At 33.5% G+C, this 26,945-nt stretch carries 29 protein-coding genes and 1 pseudogene; 9 read left to right on the top strand and 21 right to left on the bottom strand.

Going from position 1 to position 26,945, the window contains the following annotated elements:
• The first annotated feature begins 251 nt into the window (after positions 1–251).
• Positions 252–1,436 carry a GTP-binding protein gene (locus AB1284_RS06770; RefSeq protein ID WP_429750676.1) on the top strand — a complete coding sequence of 395 codons (1,185 nt, stop codon included), beginning with the start codon at positions 252–254 and terminating at the stop codon, positions 1,434–1,436.
• Positions 1,437–1,627: 191 nt separating this feature from the next.
• Here the strand turns inward: AB1284_RS06770 and AB1284_RS06765 are convergent, their stop codons facing one another.
• Positions 1,628–1,798, bottom strand: a complete 171-nt coding sequence (locus AB1284_RS06765; protein ID WP_377881545.1) for a Fur-regulated basic protein FbpA — start codon at positions 1,796–1,798, stop codon at positions 1,628–1,630.
• Positions 1,799–2,186: 388 nt separating this feature from the next.
• Between AB1284_RS06765 and AB1284_RS06760 the strand changes: the two genes are divergently transcribed.
• On the top strand, positions 2,187–2,945 hold the full coding sequence (locus AB1284_RS06760; protein WP_429750678.1) for a GNAT family N-acetyltransferase: 759 nt from the start codon (positions 2,187–2,189) through the stop codon (positions 2,943–2,945).
• A 178-nt stretch (positions 2,946–3,123) separates the two neighbouring features.
• Here the strand turns inward: AB1284_RS06760 and AB1284_RS06755 are convergent, their stop codons facing one another.
• Positions 3,124–3,927, bottom strand: a complete 804-nt coding sequence (locus AB1284_RS06755; protein ID WP_429750679.1) for a protein phosphatase 2C domain-containing protein — start codon at positions 3,925–3,927, stop codon at positions 3,124–3,126.
• Positions 3,928–4,080: 153 nt separating this feature from the next.
• On the opposite strand from AB1284_RS06755, the gene AB1284_RS06750 reads away from it, so the two are divergent.
• Entirely contained in the window at positions 4,081–4,491 is a 411-nt protein-coding gene (locus AB1284_RS06750) for a MarR family winged helix-turn-helix transcriptional regulator (RefSeq protein WP_429750680.1), read from the top strand.
• Complete coding sequence (locus AB1284_RS06745) at positions 4,475–4,804, top strand: DUF3147 family protein (protein ID WP_429750682.1); 330 nt, start codon at positions 4,475–4,477, stop codon at positions 4,802–4,804. The genes AB1284_RS06750 and AB1284_RS06745 overlap by 17 nt, the downstream gene beginning before the upstream one ends.
• 224 nt (positions 4,805–5,028) lie before the next feature.
• On the opposite strand, the gene AB1284_RS06740 is transcribed toward AB1284_RS06745, so the two are convergent.
• From AB1284_RS06740 to AB1284_RS06725, 4 genes are all read right to left on the bottom strand, one after another.
• Positions 5,029–5,418: a hypothetical protein gene (locus tag AB1284_RS06740; RefSeq protein WP_429750684.1), complete on the bottom strand. Its 390-nt coding sequence runs from the start codon at positions 5,416–5,418 to the stop codon at positions 5,029–5,031.
• Positions 5,419–5,508: 90 nt separating this feature from the next.
• Positions 5,509–6,081, bottom strand: a complete 573-nt coding sequence (locus tag AB1284_RS06735; RefSeq protein WP_429750685.1) for a histidine phosphatase family protein — start codon at positions 6,079–6,081, stop codon at positions 5,509–5,511.
• 360 nt (positions 6,082–6,441) lie between these two features.
• Positions 6,442–6,603: a peptidase gene (locus AB1284_RS06730; RefSeq protein ID WP_098310367.1), complete on the bottom strand. Its 162-nt coding sequence runs from the start codon at positions 6,601–6,603 to the stop codon at positions 6,442–6,444.
• Between the two features lie 98 nt (positions 6,604–6,701).
• Complete coding sequence (locus tag AB1284_RS06725) at positions 6,702–7,985, bottom strand: MFS transporter (RefSeq protein WP_429750687.1); 1,284 nt, start codon at positions 7,983–7,985, stop codon at positions 6,702–6,704.
• A gap of 118 nt (positions 7,986–8,103) precedes the next feature.
• On the opposite strand from AB1284_RS06725, the gene AB1284_RS06720 reads away from it, so the two are divergent.
• Positions 8,104–9,315, top strand: coding sequence for a helix-turn-helix domain-containing protein (locus tag AB1284_RS06720; RefSeq protein ID WP_429750688.1), 1,212 nt, complete (start codon positions 8,104–8,106; stop codon positions 9,313–9,315).
• A gap of 118 nt (positions 9,316–9,433) precedes the next feature.
• The gene (locus tag AB1284_RS06715; protein WP_098310369.1) at positions 9,434–9,613 is read left to right on the top strand and encodes an H-type small acid-soluble spore protein; all 180 of its coding nucleotides are present in this window, start codon (positions 9,434–9,436) and stop codon (positions 9,611–9,613) included.
• 265 nt (positions 9,614–9,878) lie between these two features.
• Here AB1284_RS06715 and AB1284_RS06710 read toward each other — a convergent pair whose 3' ends face one another.
• Complete coding sequence (locus AB1284_RS06710) at positions 9,879–10,202, bottom strand: YciI family protein (protein WP_429750690.1); 324 nt, start codon at positions 10,200–10,202, stop codon at positions 9,879–9,881.
• Between the two features lie 216 nt (positions 10,203–10,418).
• On the opposite strand from AB1284_RS06710, the gene AB1284_RS06705 reads away from it, so the two are divergent.
• On the top strand, positions 10,419–10,736 hold the full coding sequence (locus tag AB1284_RS06705; protein WP_429750692.1) for an antibiotic biosynthesis monooxygenase family protein: 318 nt from the start codon (positions 10,419–10,421) through the stop codon (positions 10,734–10,736).
• Positions 10,737–10,742: 6 nt separating this feature from the next.
• Positions 10,743–11,339, top strand: a complete 597-nt coding sequence (locus AB1284_RS06700) for a dienelactone hydrolase family protein (RefSeq protein ID WP_429750694.1) — start codon at positions 10,743–10,745, stop codon at positions 11,337–11,339.
• A 20-nt stretch (positions 11,340–11,359) separates the two neighbouring features.
• Here AB1284_RS06700 and AB1284_RS06695 read toward each other — a convergent pair whose 3' ends face one another.
• From AB1284_RS06695 to AB1284_RS06665, 7 genes are all read right to left on the bottom strand, one after another.
• A complete protein-coding gene (locus AB1284_RS06695) occupies positions 11,360–11,764 on the bottom strand; it encodes a DUF5367 family protein (RefSeq protein ID WP_429750695.1) in 405 nt (134 codons plus the stop codon).
• Positions 11,761–12,333, bottom strand: a complete 573-nt coding sequence (locus AB1284_RS06690; protein WP_429750697.1) for a TetR/AcrR family transcriptional regulator — start codon at positions 12,331–12,333, stop codon at positions 11,761–11,763. Before AB1284_RS06690 ends, AB1284_RS06695 begins: the two co-directional genes overlap by 4 nt.
• A gap of 222 nt (positions 12,334–12,555) precedes the next feature.
• A complete protein-coding gene (locus AB1284_RS06685; RefSeq protein WP_429750699.1) occupies positions 12,556–12,849 on the bottom strand; it encodes a hypothetical protein in 294 nt (97 codons plus the stop codon).
• A 29-nt stretch (positions 12,850–12,878) separates the two neighbouring features.
• The gene (locus AB1284_RS06680; RefSeq protein ID WP_429750701.1) at positions 12,879–13,085 is read right to left on the bottom strand and encodes a DUF3951 domain-containing protein; all 207 of its coding nucleotides are present in this window, start codon (positions 13,083–13,085) and stop codon (positions 12,879–12,881) included.
• Between the two features lie 134 nt (positions 13,086–13,219).
• Complete coding sequence (locus AB1284_RS06675; RefSeq protein WP_429750702.1) at positions 13,220–13,537, bottom strand: AzlD domain-containing protein; 318 nt, start codon at positions 13,535–13,537, stop codon at positions 13,220–13,222.
• Positions 13,528–14,205, bottom strand: a complete 678-nt coding sequence (locus AB1284_RS06670) for an AzlC family ABC transporter permease (protein WP_429754339.1) — start codon at positions 14,203–14,205, stop codon at positions 13,528–13,530. The genes AB1284_RS06675 and AB1284_RS06670 overlap by 10 nt, the downstream gene beginning before the upstream one ends.
• 842 nt (positions 14,206–15,047) lie before the next feature.
• Positions 15,048–17,288: a hypothetical protein gene (locus tag AB1284_RS06665; protein ID WP_429750704.1), complete on the bottom strand. Its 2,241-nt coding sequence runs from the start codon at positions 17,286–17,288 to the stop codon at positions 15,048–15,050.
• A gap of 125 nt (positions 17,289–17,413) precedes the next feature.
• On the opposite strand from AB1284_RS06665, the pseudogene AB1284_RS06660 reads away from it, so the two are divergent.
• A pseudogene (locus AB1284_RS06660) lies at positions 17,414–18,442 on the top strand (RNA-guided endonuclease TnpB family protein); the annotation flags it as partial.
• Between the two features lie 410 nt (positions 18,443–18,852).
• Here the strand turns inward: AB1284_RS06660 and AB1284_RS06655 are convergent.
• From AB1284_RS06655 to AB1284_RS06625, 7 genes are all read right to left on the bottom strand, one after another.
• The gene (locus AB1284_RS06655; protein ID WP_429750706.1) at positions 18,853–19,767 is read right to left on the bottom strand and encodes a LytR family transcriptional regulator; all 915 of its coding nucleotides are present in this window, start codon (positions 19,765–19,767) and stop codon (positions 18,853–18,855) included.
• A gap of 40 nt (positions 19,768–19,807) precedes the next feature.
• Positions 19,808–20,971: an aminotransferase class I/II-fold pyridoxal phosphate-dependent enzyme gene (locus AB1284_RS06650; RefSeq protein ID WP_429750708.1), complete on the bottom strand. Its 1,164-nt coding sequence runs from the start codon at positions 20,969–20,971 to the stop codon at positions 19,808–19,810.
• A gap of 176 nt (positions 20,972–21,147) precedes the next feature.
• A complete protein-coding gene (locus AB1284_RS06645; RefSeq protein ID WP_429750710.1) occupies positions 21,148–21,759 on the bottom strand; it encodes a sugar transferase in 612 nt (203 codons plus the stop codon).
• Between the two features lie 235 nt (positions 21,760–21,994).
• Positions 21,995–23,029 (bottom strand): lipid II:glycine glycyltransferase FemX, encoded by a 1,035-nt coding sequence (locus AB1284_RS06640; RefSeq protein WP_429750712.1) that lies wholly within the window; start codon positions 23,027–23,029, stop codon positions 21,995–21,997.
• A 122-nt stretch (positions 23,030–23,151) separates the two neighbouring features.
• Positions 23,152–24,657 carry a lipopolysaccharide biosynthesis protein gene (locus tag AB1284_RS06635; protein WP_429750714.1) on the bottom strand — a complete coding sequence of 502 codons (1,506 nt, stop codon included), beginning with the start codon at positions 24,655–24,657 and terminating at the stop codon, positions 23,152–23,154.
• Positions 24,658–24,699: 42 nt separating this feature from the next.
• Positions 24,700–25,743, bottom strand: a complete 1,044-nt coding sequence (locus AB1284_RS06630; RefSeq protein ID WP_429750715.1) for a glycosyltransferase family 2 protein — start codon at positions 25,741–25,743, stop codon at positions 24,700–24,702.
• Positions 25,706–26,938, bottom strand: coding sequence for a glycosyltransferase (locus tag AB1284_RS06625; protein ID WP_429750717.1), 1,233 nt, complete (start codon positions 26,936–26,938; stop codon positions 25,706–25,708). Before AB1284_RS06625 ends, AB1284_RS06630 begins: the two co-directional genes overlap by 38 nt.
• Positions 26,939–26,945 lie beyond the last annotated feature (7 nt).

The following is a 26,945-nucleotide window of genomic DNA, read 5'->3' as shown; positions in this document are numbered from 1 at the left end:
TCAGAATCTTGAAATTAAGATTTTACTGCCCGTTAGAGCGGGATAAAATACTTTCCGATAGAAGCTCCTCTTTATTGTAAACATATGCTTGTCCTCTTTTTCTATGACATGTTTCATCCACAACACACTTACTATATTTTATTCTTAAATCGTAATCATTATTATTTACTATTGCAATTTTCTTTTTCATCTTTTAAGATATAACAAGAAATAAAACGTAATTATTACGATTTAAAAAGGAGAGTCTTTTTATGAAAAAAATTCCTGTTACAGTATTAAGCGGTTACTTAGGATCTGGAAAAACAACATTACTAAATCATATACTTACAAATCGTGATGGAATGAAAGTAGCTGTCATTGTTAATGACATGAGCGAAATTAACATTGATGCTGCACTTGTCAAACAAGGTGGTTTTTCTAGAACAGAGGAAAAACTCGTTGAAATTCAAAATGGATGTATTTGTTGTACATTACGTGAAGATTTAATTATAGAAGTGAATCGTCTCGTTGAATCTGGAGATATTGATTATATTGTCATCGAATCTTCAGGTATTAGTGAGCCTATTCCAGTTGCACAAACATTCACATATATGGACGAAGAATTAGCAATCAACTTATCAAATACATGTCGTTTAGATACAATGGTTACTGTCGTAGATGCGAATCGCTTCTGGGATGATTATGCTTCCGGTGAAAGTTTATTAGATCGCCAAGAAGCAATTGATGAGACAGATACACGCGAAGTGATAGATTTACTCATTGATCAAATTGAATTTGCAAATGTAATTATTTTAAACAAAACAGATATGCTAGAGCAGGATGATATTACAGAACTTCACAAACTATTACAAAGGTTAAATCCAGAAGCTCGTATTATTGAAGCAGTTTATTCGCAAGTGCCGTTATACTCAATCTTAAATACGAATCTATTTGACTATGAAAAAGCAAGTCAAGCAGCTGGATGGATCAAAGAATTAAATAGCGAACACACACCTGAGACAGACGAGTATAACATTTCATCATTTGTATACCGCCGTAAGCGCCCATTCCAGCCTGAGAGATTGATGAAATGGCTTGAAAACTGGCCACTTGACGTCGTGAGAGCGAAGGGCTTCTTCTGGCTTTCTTCTCGCAACAATATCATCGGACTTCTCTCTCAAGCAGGTTCATCTATTACGATTCAAGGAGCTGGCGAGTGGGTTGCATCTACTTCAAAAGAGGAACAGCAACAAATTATTTCAGAAGACCCAGACATTTTAAACCGTTGGGATGACACATACGGAGACCGAATCACCGAATTAGTTTTTATCGGTATTGATATGAATAAAGAAGAAATAGAACAATCTTTAGACCACTGTTTATTAACTGAAAAAGAAATGTATGAAGACTGGGATATGTTCCATGACCCTATCCCTTCATTTACGGCTGCATCCTAAACAAAATCCCCTTTCTCAGTAAGTACTGTGAAAGGGGATTTTTATAAAGTGAAACTTCCATCAGTGGAGGGTTTCTCCATCCCCTACCGATGGTTAGTTGAACCAATCGGTGGGGGATAAACGGAAATTTTCTTCATCTCCCACTAGTGGTTAACCATATTCCTCAATCCTCTGAATCTTAAGGTAATAACCTACGCACGCACATTTTCATATTTTAAGATGTCATTATATTCTTTTTCTAATTCATCTAGTGATAATTCATACAACTGTTTATTTAATACTTTATATACACCTACATCAATTAGCTTCTCAATCAATTGTTTTTTCCTTTTTTCTACAGCATAACGGAGACCATAACTCATTCTTTTTTCAAAACTCCTTTCGGCAATTTCCCTATAATAACCTTTATATGTTTTAAAATAGATTTTTAGGAAGTGAGAGTATACTCCCGCTTTGTGGCCACATTATACATATATATGCGCAAAAAAAGATCTCATGACAACTTTTAAGATTTTTTTATCTCGCTATTCGCGGGCAATAAGACTTCCACCTCAAGATTCAGAGAGAAGCAAAGAAGATAGGTGAGAGATGAAGCCCTCCATTGAGTTTGTGAAAGCTTTCTGTTTTCAACGGAAGCAACCTATGATAAACTCTAATTGTAACAATTTACCAAATAGTAAATATTTATCATTTCCTTAAAAAATAGAATAGGTGAATACGAATATTGAAAAATTGGGGGGGAGAAATATATTGGAACAAATTGAGCTGGTAGAGTTAGACGAAGAGAATATAGATGATGAGGGTTGTTATTGCCTTCGTAGCAAGCCATCTTCAGCAGGTTACATAAATAAAAACAAATGGCTTATGAGAAGGTTCAATGAAGGGTTAAAGTATATAAAAATAATGGAGAATAACAAACTAGCAGGGTTTATTGAATATACACCTATTGAATATTCTTCAAGAGTTGTATATGGCGAAAATTATTTAGTTATCCATTGCTTATGGGTAAACATTACGGAAAAAGGGTATGCTTCAAAATTGATTCATAAAAGTATTCAAGATGCTAAGGAACAAAATAAAGCTGGAGTTATTGTGATTACAAATCCAAACACTTCTTGGACGCCCAGTAAGGACGTTTTTATAAAGAACAATTTTAGAGAACTAGATCATGCACCTTATGGTTTTGAGTTACTTGTTAACAAATTTGGCCATTCACCTGACCCATATTTTCCAAAAGATTGGGATGAGCGACTTAAACTTTTTAAAGATTTAACAATTCTCCGTACCCAGCAGTGTCCATTTGTAGATGTATCAACCAATAATGTTGTTAGGGCAGCAAACAAATTGGGTATTAATGCAGAAATTATTGACATAAAAAACAGAGAAGAATTATTGAGACTTTCACCTACTCCTTATGGTATCTATGGAGTCATCTACAAGAATAACTTAGTTTCATTTCATAGACTTACAGTTCACTCTGCAATAAAACGGTTAAAAGAACTAATTTAATTCAACTAAAGTGAGCTTTAATGGAATAAGGGAACTCCATAAATAAGTGTTTCCTTGTTTTATAGCTCAAATTAACAATATTATTTAAGTAATGAAATAAAACATACAGCACAAAAGAATTTATTTCCTTCTGCACTGTATGTTTTACATGTCACTTCTATTTTTTATGATATCTGCTTTAATCCTGCTCACAGATACAATCCATATGTCCTATATCAACAGACCAACCTATAATTGTAGCACTATCTGTTCCTTTCCAAACCTCTATCTTTTCCAGTACATGTCCAACATGAAGAGTATCATCTGAATACAACGATTGATATAATACATAATCATCTTCAAATATCCGTTCACCACATTCAATGATCCCATCTGTTGTCATCACAATATGATTGGTTCCCTCTTGTAATTCACGAACCCCAGAAGTAAAACAAGGGGTTGCTGCGGAAAAAATATTCTTTCTGCCAATCCGTTCATAACATCGCTGTTTATTCAAGCGCCCCTGGTCACATTGGAATAGTCTTGGATGAAATAAGTAGACAAAACATTCCCCTACTGACAACCAATACAGAAACTTCCCTTTCCGAAGACAAATAAGGCATGCTGTTTGTTCTTGTATTCGTTCACTTTCTTCAATAATTTTTTCATCTGTAAAGAGCGATAATAAATACATATGCGTATGATGAAAAACGAGATGAGATGGATAAGTGAAAAGCTGTAGTAACTTCTCCTTTCTTTTACAAATTATATCTATTATAAACTTTGCTCGTTCGATCGTACATTTTGCATCAAAAATCATAACGAATTCCCATGTTCCATGTGGATCACACCAAGCAAGCACAGCATCTTCATTTTTGATTGCACCAGCTTCTGTATTTCCACCATATAATCCGATAGAAAGAGGACCTAGCTTTTCTAAATGAATCTTATTTAAATACGCTTTTTCATCACCAGTCCATTTAAAGATATGTACAGCTTCCATCCTCATCCCTCGTTTCATTGTAATTTTAAGATAAGCTTATATTATCTACTAAAAAAAAGATACTTTTTTACAGAAAAATTGAATAAATTTAACCATTTGTATCTTTACAAGCGATTATATCGTATTGTACGATATAAAAAAGGAGTTGTTATCATGCTAACATTAAATAAACATTGGGAAACGATTTATTTTTACCTCCGTCATGAATACGAAGAAAATTTATCTCATCAAGCCATTCGTATTTTACAAATGATTTCTCGAAAAGAAGCGCAAACCATTAGTAATATCGCCGCAAAACTACATCTCTCTCACAACACAGCTTCTGAACATATTAAACGGTTAATTCAGAAAGAATTTGTAGTAAAAGAACGCAGTAAGCAAGATGAACGAGTTGTAATTGTAAAACTAACAGAAGTAGGACAACAAGCATTAGCTGCACATACGCTGCTCGATGAGGCAAAACTAAAGCAAATAGGAGAGAAGTTATCTAAAGAAGAAAAAGAGCTAATTCAATCCGCATTTGAATTATTAGCAAAGGAGGCTCACGATGTCTTTTCTCATTAAAGTGATTGTTTCTGCACTTATTATTGGAGGAGTTACAGAAATCGCTAAGCACTATAGTACACTTGGCGGCTTCATTGCGGCACTTCCATTAATTAGTTTGCTCAGTCTATTTTGGATTTCTGTCGAAGGGGGCTCTCGAGAAGAATTAAGTAGTTTTGCACTAGGAGTATTATATGGATTTCCTGCATCAGCCTTGCTATTATTCATTGTATATTTGGGGCTTCGTAACTCATTTTCACTTAGCATTTCTATTCTATTTGGTGTAGGAGTTTGGGGGATATTATTGGTATGTCAAAGGTTTTTTCAAGCTTAAGGGGGCTTTCTTTTGATTACACATGTAGATGTTTTCGGGAAAAAAGTTGAAATACTAATAATGGGACAAGGCACGCACAATGCCAACTTATTGTTTCTACTAAATTCAGACACTCCGTTGAAATAGATCGGCCCGATATTATAATTGAAGCAGTAAAACAAATTAAAAATATATAGCACTTATAAAAAGAGGAAAGCAGCGTCCATACTGCTTTCCCCTCATTATTATTCAAAGTCTTCTTCTAACTCTTCTACATCATAAAACAAGTTTCCATTGCTTACATGAATAGGGCCGTTTACAACATCAACGCGTAACACCCATGCCCATGGCACAGATAGACGCTCATGCAGTGCCCGCCAGAAAGCCATCGATCTTCTTTCGTAATCTTCAAATTCTTCTAACATCCCTTTATAGGAGGCACCATCTAATTGAATATTAGCTTCCATTAAACGTGAAAAAGCGTAATGCTTTAGTTCTAGTTCTGCAGCGATTTCCATTTCCTCTGGTGTCGCCATACCAATAATTGTTCCATCAGGTGGTAAAATCTCATATACATTATGAACTTCTACAACTTCTCCTGTCATGGATGAAAATCGATTGTTTTTCTCGAACATATGAACAGCCTCCTTTTATTAAAAAACTTTTTCACTTCAGCCATTGATTTCTATAACTGTTACATAATCTCCTGCTCTTTTCGTCAATCTTCACACATTTTTTACAATATCCTCTTTCCAAAGTCGATTCGCTTGAACAAACTGATTTTCTACAAATGTCAGCTTATATATGTCAGGCATATGAAGCTCCTTCCAAAACGAAAAATTATATTTGGAATCAAAATAATTCATAATAAGGACCATAATGTTCCCATGTGTTCCTATTACAATATTTTCTCCTTCATATTTCTGCAAGATTTTCATCATGCAGGCAACGCCGCGCCACTGAGCAGTAATGTTAGACTCTCCACCTTCAAAATGAAAAGTAGGATCCTCCCATACTTTCGTAATGGATTGCTCGAAATTTTCGACAGGCTGTGAACTTAATAAACGCTCTCTTAAATCTTCCTCTAACTCAATTGATAATCGAAAATGGTTTGCAATTCCTCCTACCGTTTGAATGGCTCGCTTATATGGACTAGCAATCACAACATCTATAGATTCATTTTGTAATATCTTTGTCACTCTCTCTGCCGCTTGCCAACCTTTTTCAGATAGTGGCCTTTCTCTCTCATCTGGTGTATATGTAGAATGTGCGTGACGTACAAAGTAAATATTCGTCATTCCCCTATCCCCTTTGCATTTTTCATTATTATATAATAACTTCTTCAATTATGATGGAGGGAATTATTTAAGGTTATATAAATTTGGTAATATGTCGATAAAATACATTACATAACAAAAAGTGTGATGTTCGTATTTCTAACACCACACTTTTTGTTTACATAATAAAATTATAAATTTTTAATTATTCTAAAAAACATTCCATTATCAGTAGATTAAAGATACTATTTCATCCAGCATTAACGGACAGTAAGACCCATACAGCTAAGAAGATAAGTAGAGGATAATTGTCCGTAAAAGCCCGATTGGTGAAAACTTTCCATCAGTGGAAAAAGGCCCCCACTGATAGTTAGTTGAACTTTATTTCCCGTGATGTAACATGAAATCACTTGCTTCTTCTTCAATATGATTTAGTTTTACAACCCCTTCTTTCCACTTATGAATGTAACGCGTTACACCTACAGTGAAAGAAACAAAAATAGAAGAAAGAATAACTCCATATACAACACCAACAGTACTCATAACGACACTTCCTTGTAATTGGATTATAATACTAGTATACTCCTTTTCTTCTCCAAATACAGGAAGTTCATCTTTTTGTAACAATGACTGCTTATTCTTTAAGGTATAGATACCCCCTCTTGTTTTTGCACATCCTTCACATTCTTCCATTGCTTCGCTCCAAAGAAAACAACAACAAACAGTCCAAACGCGGATATCAACATAACAGTAGATGCTGGTATATAGTCTAAAAGTACACCATATAAGAGCGTTCCAAGAGGGACAATTGCTGTTGCAATTGTTTCAATTAATCCAAATACGCGTCCTAAATATTCTGGTGCTGTCGTTTTTTGAACGAATACTTGTAATGGAACGTTAATCGTAATGATATTCACCCCAAAAAGGATCATAAGTGTAATGTAATATATAAAAATCATTGTTTTAGTTAACGGAAGAAATATCGGTAATACAATGCAAAGCAATAAGCCCGATAGCATGAAAAGGTTCCTGCGAATGGTTTGGAACTTATTTGTTGCCTCTGCTCGGACAGATAAAATAATAGAAGCAATTAGCATCCCAACCGCAAACATTCCTTCAATTACGCCAAATTGCTGAGAGGAAAGTGATAATTTTTGAACGATAATATATGGCAACGAAACGGTAATTGCACAAAAAAAGAAATTAATCCAAAGTGAAAGTTTGACCATTGAAAATATGTCACTTTGCTCTTTCACATATACAAAACCTTCTTTTATGCTCGTTAAAAAATGATCATTATCTTCTTTTTTGTCTACTTTATATAAATCAAATATCATAAAGATTTCTATTATCGCTGCAAAAGCAAATGTCATACCATTCAGTAAAAAAAAGAATTTCATAGAAAACAAACCGTATACAAGACCACCAATAATCGGTCCTAAAATTGTTGCAAGCGATGTAGCTGTTTGATTTAATGAGTTCGCTTTTTGAATACGTGTCGTATCAACTAAAGATGGAATAGAAGATGTTAAAGCAATAGAGAAAAAACTTGCACATATGGATAACAGCGCTGCGGATACATAGATGAAGATCAATGAAAGTCCAAATGAAGTTGAAAGTAAAAACATGGTGAGCATAATAAGAGCGCTTAATATATCCGCTCCAACAGCGAGCCACTTCCGGTTCATTCGATCTGCTGCTGCTCCGGCGATTGGCCCGCAGATCATACGTGGTACAGAACCACAAACAAGTGTAATAGCAAACCCCATGCCAGATCCTGTCGTTTTTAAAACGTACAGCCCCATTGCAAACGTATAAATATTTGCTCCAAGCATTGATGATAATTTCCCAATCATCATCAAAATAATATTTCGCGTTGCAATTTTTAAACGGGGATCATTTTGATTTTCTAATACATCTTCCACATCATCACTCTCCCTTTAAAAGTTAAATTGTGTTAAACTTATTATATAATTAATTTTCTGAATTTGACAACGAAAAGTTTAATTATATTTAACTTTTTTTTATAAAAGGAGACGTAAAATGGCTACTCTTGGAGAAAAAATCCGTACTTTACGTAAAGAAAAACGACTAACCCAATCTGAACTTGCTGGTACAGAACTAACGAAAAGCATGCTCAGTCAAATTGAAAATGGTAAGGCAACTCCTTCTATGAAAACGTTACATTATCTTGCTGATAAACTCGGCTGTGATGCAAGCTTTTTATTAGAAGAAGCAAATGAATTTGCTTCTCTTGTGCAAGAAATGGAGCAATATATACAAGATATGCGTTTTAAAGATGTGTATGAAACTCTTCATCCTATTGTGCATGATGTACTACCATCCACAATAGATGTTGCACGCTTATATAAACAATACGCCAGAGCAGCGCTTCATATGAAAGACTATCATGTACATGCATATATTGAAAAAGCAACGCAAATTTTCGAAAAATATGCTTTATATCGCGAAAGTACAGAAACAAAGCTCATCTCCTTTAAATTATTGTTTCTCAACAAAAAATATAATGAGTGTTTACAGTTAATCACTTCTATTCGCGATGAATATAGAGAAAAACATTTAGAGATGGATTTAATTATGCAAATTGAACTTTTTTTAGATGAGGCAATCATTTTATTAGCCATCGGAGATTACGATGGCTGCAAACATATTATTTTACAAGCACTTTCCTTTTCTAAAAAAAATCAAGTGTACTATAGAACAGATGAATTTTATCGTGTCTTGTCCTATCAAGCCACATTTGTTAACGATACAGAAGGTTACTTACACTATTTAAAGAAAGCAGAACAATTTGCGACTTTTACAGAAAATGCCGTATCAACAACTCTTCTTCATATATTAAAAGCTTATTTTTATAATATGCTAACGAAACAATATGAAATTGCACTTACGCACGTTGAAGCATACGGGAAGAAGTCTATAAAGATACTGGGACCCGAAAAAGATGGCTATTATTATCTTGAAAAAGGAAAAGCATTATATGGTCTAGGGCGTTATCATGAAGCGTTAGAATCGCTTCAACAAGTAACAATCCCTGATTATTCGCATCATCCGATAGACAAAGCATTACTGACTACAGCTGGCTCTTTTCGTGCTTTATGCTATATGCACCTGCAGGATAAAGAACAAGCTCTGTATGAAGCAAAGCAAGCGCACAACGCTATTCAAGAATATCACGCTCCGATGTTTTCTTCTTTCACTGAAGAAACGTTACAAATGATTCAAAAACTTTAAACCCTCTATCAATTGGTATATTATTCCTTACTATGAGCCAAAATAGTATTACAGCGTAACTTCCATCAGTGGAAGCTCTCTTGCTGGTTAATCAATCGGACACAGAGAGGAGTTTAAAATGAACATTCAAAGAGCAAAAGAAATTTCAAAATCAACGGAACAAACAAATGTAACTTTTCAAGGTATGCCTGTTACAATTCAACATGTCGACGAAAAAAATGAAACAGCCCACATATACGAAGCAACAAACCCAAATCGTGAACTTACTGTTCCAGTCAACAGCTTAGAGGAAATATAAGAACTCCCACTTCATTTTATTTTGAAGTGGGAATTCTTATATTTTCTGCACTAACGAACAATGAACAGATAAAGTGAAACTTCTGTCAGTGGGGGTTTTCTTCATCCCCTACTCACGGAAGCCCGCCCAATCAATTCCCCCATGAAATCATTGTACTCTTATAGGAAGTTAATTCTTTATATAAATGCCTTACTGCTTATTTATTTATTTAAAACAAAGGCTCTGTTACAGAACAGTGTTGATAATATACCATGAATGTTATGTATTATTTCTGAATCGTCTGCCACCATTTAGGAAACACCGCACACATTGAATAGAATTCCGTCTTTAGTAACCCTGATTTAACAGCAGGGTCGTCTTTGATAAGAGCATGAACTTGGTCTTCTTCCTCTACTTCAATAATCCCCAGCCCATACCCGCCTTTGGGGTCAAAAACGGGTCCGAACACAATGGCGATTCCCTTTTCAGCCTTGTCTTCCCAATAAACTATGTGCTGTTGCATGACCGTTCTTTCTTCTGCTGTCATATCCTGTTGAAAAGTTGGTCTTGATGAAAATGACTTTAAAACATAATGCTTTTTATCTTTCATAGTATTACTCCTTATAAAAATAATGATTTACATACTTATTTTACATATCTTTTTACAGCCTTTACATAGTTAGTTTATGTCTCAGCTTATTCTATCATTGATTATTTAATATTATACCCAGTACGGTACATGAAATTAACAAACGAATTAAATGATACACTATTCAGATTTCATGTTACACTAAAAAGAAAAAAATCATAGCAAGGAGAAAACAAAATGAACAACGTTCCATACTACGCGGTTATTTTCACTTCTCAGCTCTCAACTGAAACTGATGATTACGAAATCGTTGCAGATGAAATGGTAAAGTTAGCAAAGCAACAACCTGGATTTGTCGATGTTGAAAGCGTCCGTGATGAAACTGGCTTTGGGATTACCATTTCGTACTGGGAATCACTTGAAGCAATCCAGCAGTGGAAAGAACATGCTGCTCATACGATTGCTAGAAAAAGAGGCCGAGAACAATGGTATGAACAATTTCATACTAGAATTTGTCTTGTTGAAAGAGAGTATCGTGCTACAAAAGGAGAATAATAGATTATGAAACAGAAAACGGCCCTTCTACTTCTGCATGAAATATACGGAATCAATCAACATATGGAGCATGTCATCCATACATTCTCCTCTTCAACTATAGACGTTATTTGTCCAAATTTATTACATCGCTCCTCTCCTTTTCATTACGATGAGGAAACAGAGGCATATTCATATTTTCTCAAGAACGTTGGATTTCAACAAGGAATACAACACATTGAAGGTATGCTCACTGAACTACGAAATAAGTATACGCATGTGGGGATTCTCGGGTTCAGCGTCGGGGCAACGATTGCCTGGTTATGTAGTCAAGATCGTGGAATTGATTTTGTTATCGGATGCTACGGTTCACGTATTCGTGATTACACAAACATTGTACCGACATGTCCTACGTTATTATTATTCCCTGCAACAGAAACTAGTTTTTCAGTTTCTACTTTGATTGATAATTTGCAAAGTAATGATCATCCGCTACTAAACATAAAACAACTTAACGGAGAACACGGGTTTCTTGATCCATTTTCTCCAAAATACAACGAAGAAACTGCAGACCAAGGGTATCAGATGATACATTCTTTTCTGCAAAACATAACAGAGAAGTAGCTCCTACTTCTCTGTTATGTTTATTTTTCTTTTATACTTGTTCGTTCTATCCAAATGGGAAGCAATAAATAAAGAACATATGCGAGAAGCATCCAAGCTACAAATGATAGGATTTGCTGTGATGACAATGCTGAAAAGATATGAGAGGAATAATAAATAATAAATGTATCTAAAAATAATCCGATTGCAGTTCCAAAAATCCCTAATTTGATTGTTGAATACTGTGATGGATCTAATCTTTTGTACAGCAACATAATGCCATATAAAGCAACTGCTGTTGCAATTTCTAAAATAATTAATCTTGTGATAAACATTGAAGATGTAATACTTACTAATACAAACTTACCAAATAAGAAAAAAAATGCCGTCGCTCCCATCCAAATGCCAACAGAAAACAATATTGTTAAAGATAATTTTTCATTCAATCTACTTTCTTCCCTTCTGTAAGGTTTTGAATGAATGTAAATACCTGTTCATATACTTCATCTACTGAAAATGAGGGTGAAAATAATGCTTGTAATGCTAACCCATCAATCAAAGCGTTACATATAATACTCCAGCCTTCGAAGGTAATCCCATCAACGGGAGATTTTTCCCACAACATTTCTAATCCTCTTTGTAATTCGTTATTTTCATAGACTAGCATTTCTCCTAACTTTTCTTTTATTTGTTCATTTTGAAGACCATTTGCAACTAGTTGAAAGAACAAATGATGGTAAAGGGAATCTGACGTGCACCTACTTTTTGCAGAAGCTAATGCAGTTTGAATGTGAAAATCTTTTTCAAGCTCTGACCATGAAGAAGAACAAAACTCCTCGACAACAGCTAACAAAAGTTGTTCTTTCGTTTTAAAGTGATAATAAACTGTTCCTTGTGTAACATGTGCTCCTTCAGCAACAGCTTTTAATGTTAATTTCTCCATTCCTTGCATAGCAATAATTTCCTTTGCTGATTGCAGGAGCTGTTGTTTACTAATAACATTTGGTTTCGCCATTTCATTCACCTCTATATAAGTTAGTTAAATAACTAACTTTAGTTTATATAAATTTACTTTATTTGTAAATAAAAACATATTATTCCTCACAAAAAAGCTAAGCCCAAATTCAACTTTAGTGGAATTTGGGCTTAGCTTTTTTTATCCCGCATTAACGGGCAGTAAGATTCCCGAACAAGCTAGGTGGGGGATGAAGAACCCCCCACTGATGGAAGTTTCACTTTATCCCCATGTTTTCTCAAGCACGTATATCTTCCATTTATAATTCATAAGCGTGTAATATTCTTGGATGACAACATATTCCTTCGTATCTGTTTTGACAATATACGTATTATCACCTTTATATGTAACACTCTGTACGTTTTTATCCTTAAATTCGTCTTTTAATCCTTGTTCATGCATAATTTCTTCTGCATGAACCTGTTTCAAATAATTGTAAGGTGAAAAAATAGAGATTCCTAGTACGATAATAATTGTGACAATAGCAGTAATATTAGCTACCTTCGACTTCTTCATTTCTTTTCCCCTTCACCCAAAATTACTTTTTATCTATCTTTACCTTTATCCGCACATTCTTCCCTATCTTCCTTCTCCTCATGAAACTCTACAGGTGATTGTGCAGTAATTGATTCAAACGGTGTGTAGTATATTTGAGGCGTCACTTTTTGAACAAACATTTTATAAGTTGTAAGCCCAATAATAAAAAATAAAAACATCGTAAACATAACAACACCAATTGTTAAAATGAACATGGCATCACTCCTTTTGTAATCGTTATATTACAAAGTTCGATGCAATATGGGATAATCCTTGTTACAAAAAATCAAACTTTGATTAGTAATGATTTTTTCTAATCAAGTTCTACCAATCGTTTTCTTACCTCACATTAAACTGACATAAATAAACGTAACAAAACGATTACAATAACTCCCGTCAGTACTGCTCCTAATAAACTCCGTGTAAAAATCGCAACAAGGAACGTCGGAATGGCTGCTAATAAATAATCCACTTGCACCGTTTCATTCATAAATAATGTTTGTGCTAACAATGCAGCTAATATTGCAATTGGAATATGATTTAGCCATCTCAGCCCCCATTCTGGAATTTCTACTTTACTTAATACAAGCAGCGGTACTACTCTCGGAAGAAATGTGACGATTGCGGATCCGAGTACAATAAGTAATACATCCCATCTTACTTCCATTTTTCAATCACCGTCCCGATTGTCGCTGCTGCAAGTGTTGCAACAATAACAGCAACACTATTTGATACAAAGAAATGAGCAAGAAATGCAATTATAATTGAGGCAATAGCAACGCAAAGATGAACAAATAACTTTGGGCGACTGCTCACAAGTTGTAAAACAAACAAGCCAATAAACATCGCTGGAAGCGCATAATCCATCCCATATGTATGTGGATCTGGTATCCACTCTCCCAAAATGCCCCCAATAATATTTGCTACTATCCAATTTACATAACCTGTCACATTTAAACCTAACATCCATTTTTCACTTACATATTGTTTTCCTGTTACGTGCTGAGCTGCAACGCCAAATGTTTCATCGGTAAGTTGCGAACCAATCACTATGTTTTTCCAAACTGATACCTTTTTTAAGTACGGAGCTAATGCTGCGCTCATTAAAAAATGTCTTAGATTTACAAAGAAAACGGTAAAAATAATAGTAGAAGCTGGCGCACCTGCTACAAACATTCCAGCCATAATAAACTGTGCTGAGCCAGCATAAATCAGTAATGAAATAAGTGCAATTTCTGTTATTGAAAATCCCGCTGTTTTCTCAATTACGCCTGACGCAACGCCAATGCTTAAATAACCGAGAACTGTCGGTAAGCAATCTTTCACACCTTGCATAAACGTTGCATCTTTCGACTGTAATACTGCTGCTCGTTCCACTCTAACTCCTCCTTTACCCTTATGTAAGAAAAGCTAAGTTTTTGCAACTCTTTCACAATTTCACCTATTCACCGTCCCGCACTTATTCTGAATCTAATAAACAGTAACCACTTCAAGAAGAGTAATAGTAAACCCATCGACTTTCGTCATTTTTATACGATAGCTCTTCTCATAAATATTCTGTAACACCAATGCTTCTGTCATAACTCTGCCCCTTTAGTCGTTATAGTTATACCTACTACTATAAAAAAAGATTTTTATAGAGTCAATAATATTCTGAATCTTTAATAAAAAAGATGACTTTAAAAGTCATCTTTTTTATTATTTATTAACAACCCTTTTTAATTTGCAGCATCGTATTCCCATTCTTCTAAAACTCATAAGGAGCTTTTACTTCTACTACTTCGCATCCTTTATTTCGTAAATATTCTATGATCTCATCTAAAAATTAATATCGTTCACCTTTTAAATCAATGCATGGGAAATTTTCATTAATGTTTTTCCGATTCTCAATAAACGACCATCAGTTTGCGATTATCATAAGGACAAATAATAGAACATATAGCCCATACCATCGCCAGAAAAGGAGGAAGAGAACCGTTACATAAAAAGAATAACACTCTACAAAAAGAGAATAGTTTGTAACTTTCCGTCCTCCTCTTCTATCCGTCTCTTTTCATTTTATTAAACATCAAACCTTTTTAATTTTGATTTCTCAAAAAAGCTACCGAACATCCAATAAAATTCTTTTTATAGAAAAACTTTTTCACTCTTTTTGCTGCTAACTTATTTATACGACCCTATGAAATGGAGCCATATGTCTTAAATAAAGCAAGCCAATCAACGAACTTCCAATGAACTGATCCATCTACAATATCTGTGGATGTACCAGACGGGCCGTTTTTCCCGCTTTTACCGGAAATTGTACATTCATAAACTGCTCCAGCTTTATTCACAATATCTCCAACTTTATATACCGACAAACTTTTCCAGTTATTATTATTTGCAACGCCTGATTGATAACATATCCATCCCATTGCCCCTCCACTCGTTGGAGGCAATAGTGATTTTATTACATCATTAATGGAATAAAACCCTACACTTGGGAGGGATTTTCCATATGATTCACTAATCCATCTATAACCACTAGGAGAATCTACCTGTCTATAAATTCTACCTGCCTCTAAATCTTCAATAATAGAATTATACTTCGCATTTGTTGTTAGAATGCGTTGTGTTGAATTACCATAAATACCCATACAGATATAACAAGGAGCTTCAAGAAATAAACTTCTATTTATTGCATCCGAATTAAAATTTGTATCTGTCATAAAAATAGAATTATCAATAATTTGCAGCTGATTTACTGCATCATCATTTACATCATCCCTAGAATAATATACAATCCCATAATTCATTAATGAAGATACTCTATCATCAACTATTGTATTGTTCTTAATTATGCAAGCGAAATATTTTGGTATACCTATCAATTCAATTCCATTACTCTTTTCTACTTGTCCTACATTTTTTATTACATTGTTTGATAAAACTAAACCCTTCACAAATGAATTCGTACTAGAATTACCTAATTCAATACATATTCCACTATTTATTGAGTTTATAATAATATTGTCTTTAATCATTAAATTTTCTAAATTAAACACTAGATTTGAAGTATACATAGGTACAAAAATCCCTTTATATTTTGTACCTGATGGATCTGCGCTTCCTATATCACCTTCATAATCATAACTAACTATATTATTGGTAATTTCAACATTTGATACAATGGTTGTTCCCCATTCTGGATGAAATGCAATTCCGTTTCCTTCGAGTATTGATGACAGGCCTTTTCGTGTAGGACTCAAGTTCATAACATTATTAACTATTTTTAAATTCTTCACAGGACTTTTTTCAGAAAACCATGGCATAATTCCTGTTCTAACATTATGCAGCGTGTTATTTGCCACTATAACACCTTCTAAATCTTCACCTTGTAGAATTTCTAAATCATTCACAATGAACATTCCTGAATTATAATCAGTAATTACATTTCCTGTACATATAGTGTTATTACCATGTATTTCGATTGCCGTATTTGCAAAAGGTGCTCCATTTAAAGTATTGTTTGCTATTATCCCCCTAATACCACTATAGTATATAGAAGTTCTATCGTAATCTATTTGCGGAACAACAGCAGTATAATAGACTTTGCAATTCACAATAGATAAATCCTCAATTCTGCCCGTAGTAAACTGCCAAGCTCCACAACAATCTGTTACCGTAACATTATCAATAGTTATATTTTTGGAAGGTTGTCCCCATAAAAACATAGCAATCCTATAATTATTATTGGAAGAAGAAGGTACATTCACCATAGCATTATTCCTTGTATTATCATCTATTGTAAAATCTTTAAATACTACATCATTTAAGGTTGTATCTTGAGCTAAAACACTATGATAATCACCAAAATTGTCAGCTATTTTTAATATACCCTTTCCTACCATAGAAACTTTGTTCTTTAATTTTATAATCACTTTATTTTCATAGTCTGTAAAACTATTTAATAAAAAAATTTTACCTTCAGGAATTATAATTGTTCCACCGTTAGGTAAAGATGCTGCGTAATCAATTGCATCCTGAATAAATTTCCGATCATCTGATAGACCGTCGCCTCTCGCCCCCAAAAGCGTAACATCAATCCCCCCATCTTCTAACGTTGTATCTAGTGCTACTACTCGATCACTAGTAGCGGAAATTTTATTCCCTATTCTATTTGTTTGAGCATTGTTGATATTTTTTTGTTCTTTGGCTAATCCTGCATGTAAAGAATCACTTACATTATTTTCATTACCTTCATCTGAAGCATTGGTAAGTTCCGTGTCGAGTGGTTTGTCTTGAACTAAGGAATTTTCACTAGCACTTTCATCCTGACCATTCATATCTTTTTTTGTATCCTTTAACTTATCATTCTGTTCTTTTTTCAACCACCTCTCAAAGTTTTGTTTTAATTTTTTTACTAAATCAAATAACATATTATTAACACCTCTTAAATAGAATTTCCTGTTTTGTTATATTATTCAAAGTTTTATAAAATCGACACACGAATACTGTTTGTTTTTTCTTGTTAAAAAACATAATATCCTGTTATTCTAGCAAAGTGCGATTTATATACAATAAGATGTTGGCTGAGCGAAAAGAAATGTATGAGAAGCACAAAGGGAATAAAGAAGAACTAAACAAACAAAAATTTCCTACTCCTGCAAAGTTCAAGGCAGAGTTTGAATGGTTAAAAGAAGTGGATTCATTAGCATTAGCGAATGTGCAATTAAATTTGCAAACTGCTTATAAAAATTTCTTTAGTGGTCAAAATGGATTCCCAACGTTCAAAAGCAAAAAGGATAGAAAATCGTATACAACGAATATGGTCAACGGAAATATTATGTTAATGAATGGTCATATCAAATTACCGAAATTGTAGCTTGTAAAGGTTAAACAACATAGAGAGATACCTTAGGGCCATGTGATTAAGTCATGCACGATTTCCATGACACCTACTGGGAAATACTATGTGTCTATCTTGACTCAGTATGAACAAGAAATCGTGCAGAAAGAAGTGGAAACTGTTGTTGGATTAGACTTTGCTATGTCTGAATTGTGCGTGAGTAGTGAGAATGAGAAAGTCAATTATCCTTGCTTCTACCGTCAAATATTAGAAAGATTAGCAAAGGCCCAACGAGTATTATCAGGACGTACAAAAGACTCAGAGCGTTGGAATAGGCAACGTATTCTTGTAGCTAAATTGCATGAAAAAGTAGCAAATCAACGTGAGAACTTCCTTCATCATAAGTCAAAAGAATTAGTTAACAACTTTGATGTTGTAGCAATTGAGGACTTGAACATGAAAGGAATGTCACGAGCACTTAGCTTTGGGAAAAGTGTTACTGATAATGGATGGGGGATGTTCACCACTTTTTTAGCCTATAAGTTACAAAAACAAGGCAAACAACTTGTGAAAATAGACAAATGGTTTCCTTCTACAAAAACATGTAGTGGTTGTGGAATTATAAAGAATTTAGCACTATCTGAACGAGTGTATGTTTGTGATTGTGGTACGTCAATAGATAGAGATTATAATTCTGCAATCAACATCAAAAATGAAGCGATACGCTTGTTAGCATTATCATAAATCGTATCAAAAACCTATGGGACATGGGAGATAGCTCGCAGTCTTAGGACTAATTCGTTAGCCCGTAAAAGTAACGACTAACCGAGAAGCCCCCACTTCAAACAGCTTGTAAGAGCGTTAAGTGGTGGGCAGTTCACATAACCTTAAATACATTTAAATTCTAGTTATAGAGTTTATTGTAAAGGATTAGAAAAATGATTTAATCTTAGAGGGGAATTATAATATATATATTTATAGAGGTTTCGGAAGGAAAATTGAAGTAGGTATACACAATCATCATTTAAACAGATATAGGCTGCTATTTTTATGAGCAGTGATACTAATAATGATATTATCAAGAACATGTGAAATAATTAAATACGCATGTCAAAATAAATCCAACTGCTCTCTAAGCAGTTGGATTTCAAATATTACTTCTCAGAAAGTGTCAAATGTTCTTTCAATTTATTAGATACATTTTGACGCTCTTGTTCTGGCACGAAATAATACCAAATTTGATCCTGTAGATGACCATCCCCTGAAATTTGAATTTCTTCTGTATTTTGCAGACACTCCTTATAATCCTTTTGTATATTAAACATTTGATTTTGCGTTAAATTTGTTTTTACATTCTTTTGAATTGCTTCTAATACATCACCATAGCTTGCAAGAGATGAAAAATTTGCCCCTTTCAAAATTACAGCTTTCATCACTTGCCGTTGACGCATTTGACGACCAAAATCGCCGTGAGGATCTTCCTTACGCATACGTGTATATGCTAAAGCTTCATTTCCTGATAAATGAATGTTTCCTTTTGTAAAGTAACTGCCATCTAAACTAAACTCTAAATCATTATTTACATCTACTCCACCAACCGCATCGACAATATCTTTAAAACCTTCCATATTCACTTCAATATAATAATTAATAGGAATATTCAAGAAATTCTCTACCGTGGCAACCGACATGTCTACTCCACCAAATGCATACGCATGATTAATTTTATCCTTTTTATCTTTTCCAACAATTTCAGTATACGTATCACGCGGAATACTTAATGTTTTCATCGATTTCATCTCAGGATTTAATGTAATCACTATTAAAGAGTCGGAACGGCCTTTATCATCCTCTCCTTCATCCACTCCTAATAATAAAATAGATATTGGTTCAGATTTATCAATTTTCTTCGTTTCTGAAAGATTCCCGTTCTTATCACGCTCTAATGGTTTATGAACTTCACTTAATGTTTTGGAAACAGAAGAATAGACTCTATATGTATAAACCCCAGTAGCAATTACTATTACACCTAAAACTCCTAAGATCGAAAATAGAACATACTTTTTCATCTCTATTACCTTCTCTCTTACATTAAGTATCTCCCCACACTCAATAAGTAAGAGTGTTACCTACTTTTAATAGTACTTCAATGGTTTCAATCACTCTCTCTTGTTCTGCAATTGTCATACTTGATCCAGAAGGAAGACATAATCCTTGATGAAATAGATTATCCGAAACACTTTCTGTTTCACTATGCGCATAATAAGTGACTCCTTCAAACACAGGCTGTTTATGAAGCGGTTTCCAGATAGGGCGCGCTTCAATGTTTTTTGCAGCTAAAACCTTCATAATATCTAAATGCGTTATGCCTGTTATCTTCTCATCAACGAGTAATACGGATAACCAACGATTTGGAATCGCATCGATAAACTCTGGCATAAATGTAATACCTGATACATCACCTAAAGCTAATTTATATCGATTAAAAATATTACGACGAGCTTGTACACGCTCATCTAACACATCTAATTGCGCCCGGCCGACACCCGCAAGAATATTACTCATCCTGTAATTATAGCCAACTTGACTGTGTTCATAATGAACTGCCGCATTACGAGCCTGGGTAGAAAGAAAACGCGCTTTTTGAATTGCCACTTCATCATTCGAAACAAGCATTCCGCCACCAGAAGTAGTAATAATTTTATTACCATTGAAAGAAAAAATACCAAACTTTCCAAATGAACCTGTTGGCTTTCCTTTATATACTGTCCCTAACGATTCTGCTGCATCTTCTATAACTGATACACCATACTTCTCACAAATGTCCATAATTTCGTCCATCTTTGCACTTTGTCCGAACAAATGCACAACAATAACTGCTTTAGGTAATTTCCCAGATTTTTGTGCGTCTTCAAATGCTTTTTCAAGAGCGACAGGTGACATATTCCATGTATCTGGCTCTGAATCTATGAAAACAGGTTCCGCACCTTGATATACAATTGGATTCGCACTTGCTATAAAAGTTAGAGACGAACAAAATACAATATCCCCCCTTGTAACCCCCAACAATTGTAACGCTAAATGTATAGCAGCAGTACCAGAGCTAACAGCAGCTGCGGCTTTTACTCCTACATATCTAGCCATTTGCTGTTCAAATGCATCTACGTTAGGTCCTAATGGAGCCACCCAGTTTTGTATAAAAGCTTCATTTATATATTTTTGTTCATTTCCACTCATGTGTGGTGGAGATAGGAAGATTCGTTGATTTTCCATTATCGTAATACACTCCTTATAGCAAACTGATTGTATAATTATCCCTAAAGAATCAACCGTTGTACGAAGTAATGTTTTATTCTGCTATTTGCGTACAGTAAAACTTTCGCCTCAAGATTCAGAGAAAACAAAAAAGATAGCTGGAAATGAAGCCACCTATTAATCAAAGTTTCACTTTATTTCGCACCTTCTTTATATAATTTGGAGCCGTTAAACTTCTCCATCGTGGCATGCCCTTGCTGACTAATTCCCTCTGTTTTAAATACCTTCACTACTGTTAAAAAGAGAATCTTTATATCTAACCAGAAGGATAGATTATCAATATACCAAACATCTAATGTAAACTTATCTTCCCAGGAGATTGCGTTCCGGCCGTTTACTTGTGCCCATCCTGTAATACCCGGCCGAACTTCATGGCGTCTTGCTTGCTCAGCAGTATATAGAGGCAAATATTCTATCAATAATGGACGAGGTCCTACCAAACTAATATCTCCTTTTATAACATTAATTAACTGTGGTAATTCATCTAAACTTAATTTTCGTAGTAACTTTCCAAATGATGTTAGCCTTGCATCATCTGGCAAAAGATTTCCTTGTTGATCTTTCTCATTTGTCATTGTTCGAAATTTGTATATATAAAACAGTTTACCTTGTAATCCAGGACGCTTCTGTTTAAATATTACAGGTGATCCTAACTTTATTCTTATTAAAATAAATACGGTTAATAAAATCCCAGAAAATAACAATAATAAACATGAAGAAATTAAGACATCAAACAAACGCTTCATGAATCATCACGCTCCCTACTGATATACATCCCCATATTCATATTTATTTTTTTAAAACTGCCACATGTATGCAGTTTTCACTTAACTTCTTCTATAAAAATTCATGTTCTAATTATGAAACACCCTTTCTTCCTCCAAAAGATGAAGTGAATTACTAAATTATTGTTCAATTTAACTCATAGGTGAGAAGAACAGAAAGATCTAAAAAAACCCTTTCTCTTTCAAAAGGGCCATATCACAATATACTTCTATATAACGGGAAGTATCCCTCGCGTAAAGAACTTTTCTTCGCTGCCACTTCACATAAATTATCATATACAGCTTCATCATAAATTTTACTACCTATGTAATATCCATAATGATTATTAGCTGTAAATGAGCTTTTAAATTTAAATAAACCGTCATCTTCGCTATAGCCTCCTCCTAAATGAAGAAACTTAGCACCCTTTTTTAAACAAAACTTTATCATATAATCAAACAAAATATTATTTGGTCTTACATGCAAAAAATCCGTTTTAGATGCCCCTAAATGATAGTGTGAAAATTGCGATTTCTTTCCTAAAAGAACCATCACACCTGCAATAATTTGATTCTCATACTTAGCAAACAGCAAATAACATTCATAAAGAGATGTTTCGTTCGCTTGATTATAAAAATAATCAGCATCAAAATAATACATTTCTTTCGCATAATTTCGATCCATCGTCTCTTTATATAAGTTTACAAATATATCAATATTCTCTTTTGATATATCTACCTTTTCAACTACAATTCCATTCTTCAAAGCCTTTTTTATATTCCTCTTATTACTGGATGTATAGTGATTAAATATATCTTCATAGCTATTTTCTAAATTAACAGCAGTTGTTTTTCGGATATAATTCGTATCCATTACTTCTTCTAAATACTGGTGATTGCATAATAGTGGATGGCATCGTATAGTCTCAGTTACAATGTTTCTTTCTCTACAATATTCTTCAAACAGCTCGTAAAATTTTTTTATCTTTTCTTGATTTCCAATTAGATGTGGCCCACCATATCCATATGCAGTTACAATATCTTGATAATTATAATTTTCAAAAGGAATCTTTCTCACTATATACGGATAAAAAATCTTACATTCGTCATCCTGGTAAAATAATGCCTCTACTCTTCCATTCTCTTGTACGGCAAACAAATCAATATACTCTTTCGAATAATATATATCTAGATTATCAAAACAAGAAATAACTTCATCCCATTCAGACTTAGTAGATACAACTTTAAGCATGTTTATCCTCTCCAAATCTTTTAATTCACATGTTTCGTATATAACATCATATCATTGAGAATATCCTTCCTCACTATATGAAAAGGAGTGAAGTACAGTTTTTCTCCTTTCCAATTGTTTTACTATCTTTTCATAATCACCTTTATTCTCTTCACAATATCTATCATTACAACTCTCTCAAAAATCATATTTCCCGAAACAATTACAAGCATAATAACGATTGATATTATTATTGCCTGCAGCCCCCAATCTATCCAACCAGAAGAATTTACATGAGAAAAACGATAAAAAAAGAATAAACTAGTTACTCCTAATACGATATTAATAATAATACGTTGAAAAGATTTTAAAGGTGATTGATTTAATATGTGCCTATTTCCATAAATGACAAAATCAATTGTTCGATAAGTAAACGAACAAATAGAACCCATCAGTACACCGTACACTCCAAAATACTGAACAAATACTAAGGATGCAATAATATTAATACACGCCTCTATAATTGCACGCTTTCTCGTTTCTTTAAAATGTCCCGCAGCAGATACAAGCATATTCTGCGGGATTCTAATTTGATTAGACATTCCTACCCAAACAAATAAAATTGCCAATACAGGGTCAATATAATTAGCATCATGAATTCCCTTTGTATATATTCTTACAAACGGAAGAATTAAAATTAAACAGCACGTATATGCCCATGTTAAAACCATGTAATATAGACATTCAAAACTACTATATGACTTACGAACACTCTCTTGATTGTTGATTGTCATAGCTTGACCAAATCCTGCTAACAATCCACTAGAAAATACTCCAATTATGCTGCCAATCGCTGCAAAAATTACATTATAAACAGAATAAATACTTACTACTTTAAGACTACAAAAAAATGTAATAATAATGATAGGACTATTAAAAACAACTAAAGATGCCAGTTGATGAATAAATGCATCCCACCTCTTACTTATAGCTTCATAGTTGGGAATTGTATTAAATTTAATTTCAGGATAATATTTCTTAAAATACAAAACTATAATCATTACTTTTAACACCGAAGCACTTGTAGACCATATTGTTACCAATAATATACTTTTATTTAAATACATTAGTACTATAGAAATTGTAGCGTTCAATACTGAAATGATGACTTGAATAAAATTCACAATATAATCTTTTTGATCAGCCGCTAATAATACCCCATACTTATTAAAAATAAGAAACTCTAATATTCCACTTCCTGCCATTACAATTACAAGCGCTGTAACTGTAAAGCCAGAAATTTCCCCCTTAGTTACGATCGGAAATAAAATAGAGAATATTACGACGATTATAGTGAATATAATACCTGCACGATTGTAAAACTGCTTAGTGGCAGATAAAATTGCATTTACTTGAGACGTATCGTTATTTGCTAGCGGCTTGTAAAGGGCTTGCATGGATGCAATACTTATTCCCGCTTCAACGAGTTTGAAATATACTAAAAATTGTCCTATTGATGCAAGTAATCCATTCATTTCAGAACCGTATGTTTGTATCCTTATTGGAATGATCAAGAATCCCAATATAATAGTAATCAATTGAAGCATAATAGCTACACAAAAATTATAAAAAGCTTTTTTTGTTCGCATAAAACTCTCTCCGAAATATGATTATGTTATTCCTTTAAATTTTTATTTATTAAAACTTTTTATTATTTTTGTCGCAAGTGAATAACATCGATTAATATATAAAAACATAATAAATTTCATGTAATATTTTCCTTTTCTTGTATAACCAGCTCGTTCTATATAACTAACGTATTCTTTACAACTAAAACACGTTCGCATGTACCTTTTAAACGAGGGGTTTTCACCGACTATCTTTAATTTTTTCGTTAATTCATTTTCATCCATGGACCTTGCCAAAGATGTTAACGCAGAAATAATCTCATACCAAAAAACAACAGCAATCATACCTGAAGTTATATTTTTTACATTATATTTTTTTACGTATATTTCAAATGTTTCTACTAAATTTACCAATCTGATTAAAATATCATCTGGCAGTACTTGACTAAGAGATTCAGATTTACGAACATAATTATAAAGCGGATTGGGAATGATACTAATTCTATTTGCATGACAAATCGAATATAAATTAAAAAGCATATCCTCTGCATAGCTATGTTCCTCTTCAAATCTTAAGTTATACTTATTAACAAAATCTTTTTTGTACAATCTGTTCCAATTACAAAACGCATGTTCAAATGTTAGATAATGATTAATAATATATTTAGAAATTCCTAAATCATTCATATTAATTACTTGTTCTTGCGGACTTAATATAGAGATAAAACTTCCATCTTCCAAAACATTTTGATATCCACAAATAGTTATATCTGCATTTGATTTTTCTGCCGATTTTACTAAAAATTCAAACATATGTCTGTCAACCGAATCATCTGAATCAACAAATCCAATATACGTACCTTTTACATACTCTAATCCTGCATTTCTCGCTGAAGAGATCCCACCATTGTTCTTATGAATGACCCTTATTCGTTTATCTTTTTGAGCATATTCATCACAGATCTGACCACACCTATCAGGTGAGCCATCATCAACAAGTATAATTTCTATTTCCCTAAGTGTTTGGTTTAATAAAGATTCAATACACTTATCCAAGTATTTTTCAACATTATAGACAGGTACTATTATACTCACTATTGGTAACATAATATTCCCTCCCTATTAACTCATAAAATTTATCTATCTCACTTTCATTCCCTTTATAATCATCCAAATTAATAGAGAAAAGATTATGTAATTCAGGTTTATCTAATAACTCTCTAACTCTAATAAATAGACCTTCACCACTTATAGAAGATATCAAACCCGTTTCCATATCTACAATTTGAGAAGCTACAGTCTGATAGTTAGTCACTACTATGCTTTTTCCCAAAGACTTGGCCTCCTCAATAGCAATAGATTTCCCTTCAGTACGAGAAGGTTGAACATATATTTTAGCATGTTTCATGAAAGGATATGGATTAGAATGTACACCTAATAGAATAAACCTGTCTTGTAGATTATTTTTTCTAATTTTCTTTTCTAATTCAGATTTCTGTTTACCTTCTCCAATAATATACCAGCGAATATCATATCCACATTGAACCAATTTTAAACACGCATCTAAAGCTAAATCTATACCTTTTTCATGTGATAATCTTCCTACAGTAACAATACAACAACCACTAAAATTTTCTTTCATAACAGGAACATCTTCTATGGCCATTCGACGAACAACTGATGGAGAAATAATATTTTCTATAACATAAGTTTTTGCAAGCATATCAGGAAACATTGAATTTAATACGTCCTTACATTCATCAGAAATAGTTATCCAATAATCAATAAGCTTATTATATTTTTCTTCAAATTGAATATCCATTCCTACTTTCGATAGATTGCAGTGATTCCATGCAAGTTTTTTACTAGCTACCGTTTTTTCAGCTATAAAATACTTTGACCAATAATCCTGATAGCTAATGGCAACATCATACTCTTTCTTTAGTACCCCAACATATTGAGCGTAAAATGGCCATACCTGCTGCATAGCTTTAGCTACTGACATACCACAATAATAATTCATTAAATATCGTGTTCGTCTATATGCTAACCCCCATTTCCCACAACTTAATAGCTTTCCTATAGATTGTGTAAAGGGCAAAGTGATTTCTTTTAATGGGGTTATAGGGGGCAGTACATTAACCTCTTTCGGAATCATATTCATAAACATTCCTCTATGAGCAAACAATAAGAGATCCACATCATAATTTTTATAATCTATTTGCTCTAGTAAACTTAAAAGGCTTTTAGATGCACCATCACAATTAAGATCATTTGTAACAAACAACAACTTTTTTTTCATGATTACC

This window comes from Bacillus sp. S2(2024), from assembly GCF_050474045.1.
Taxonomy (GTDB): domain Bacteria; phylum Bacillota; class Bacilli; order Bacillales; family Bacillaceae_G; genus Bacillus_A; species Bacillus_A yunxiaonensis.
This window is presented reverse-complemented; position numbering and strand designations above follow the sequence as displayed.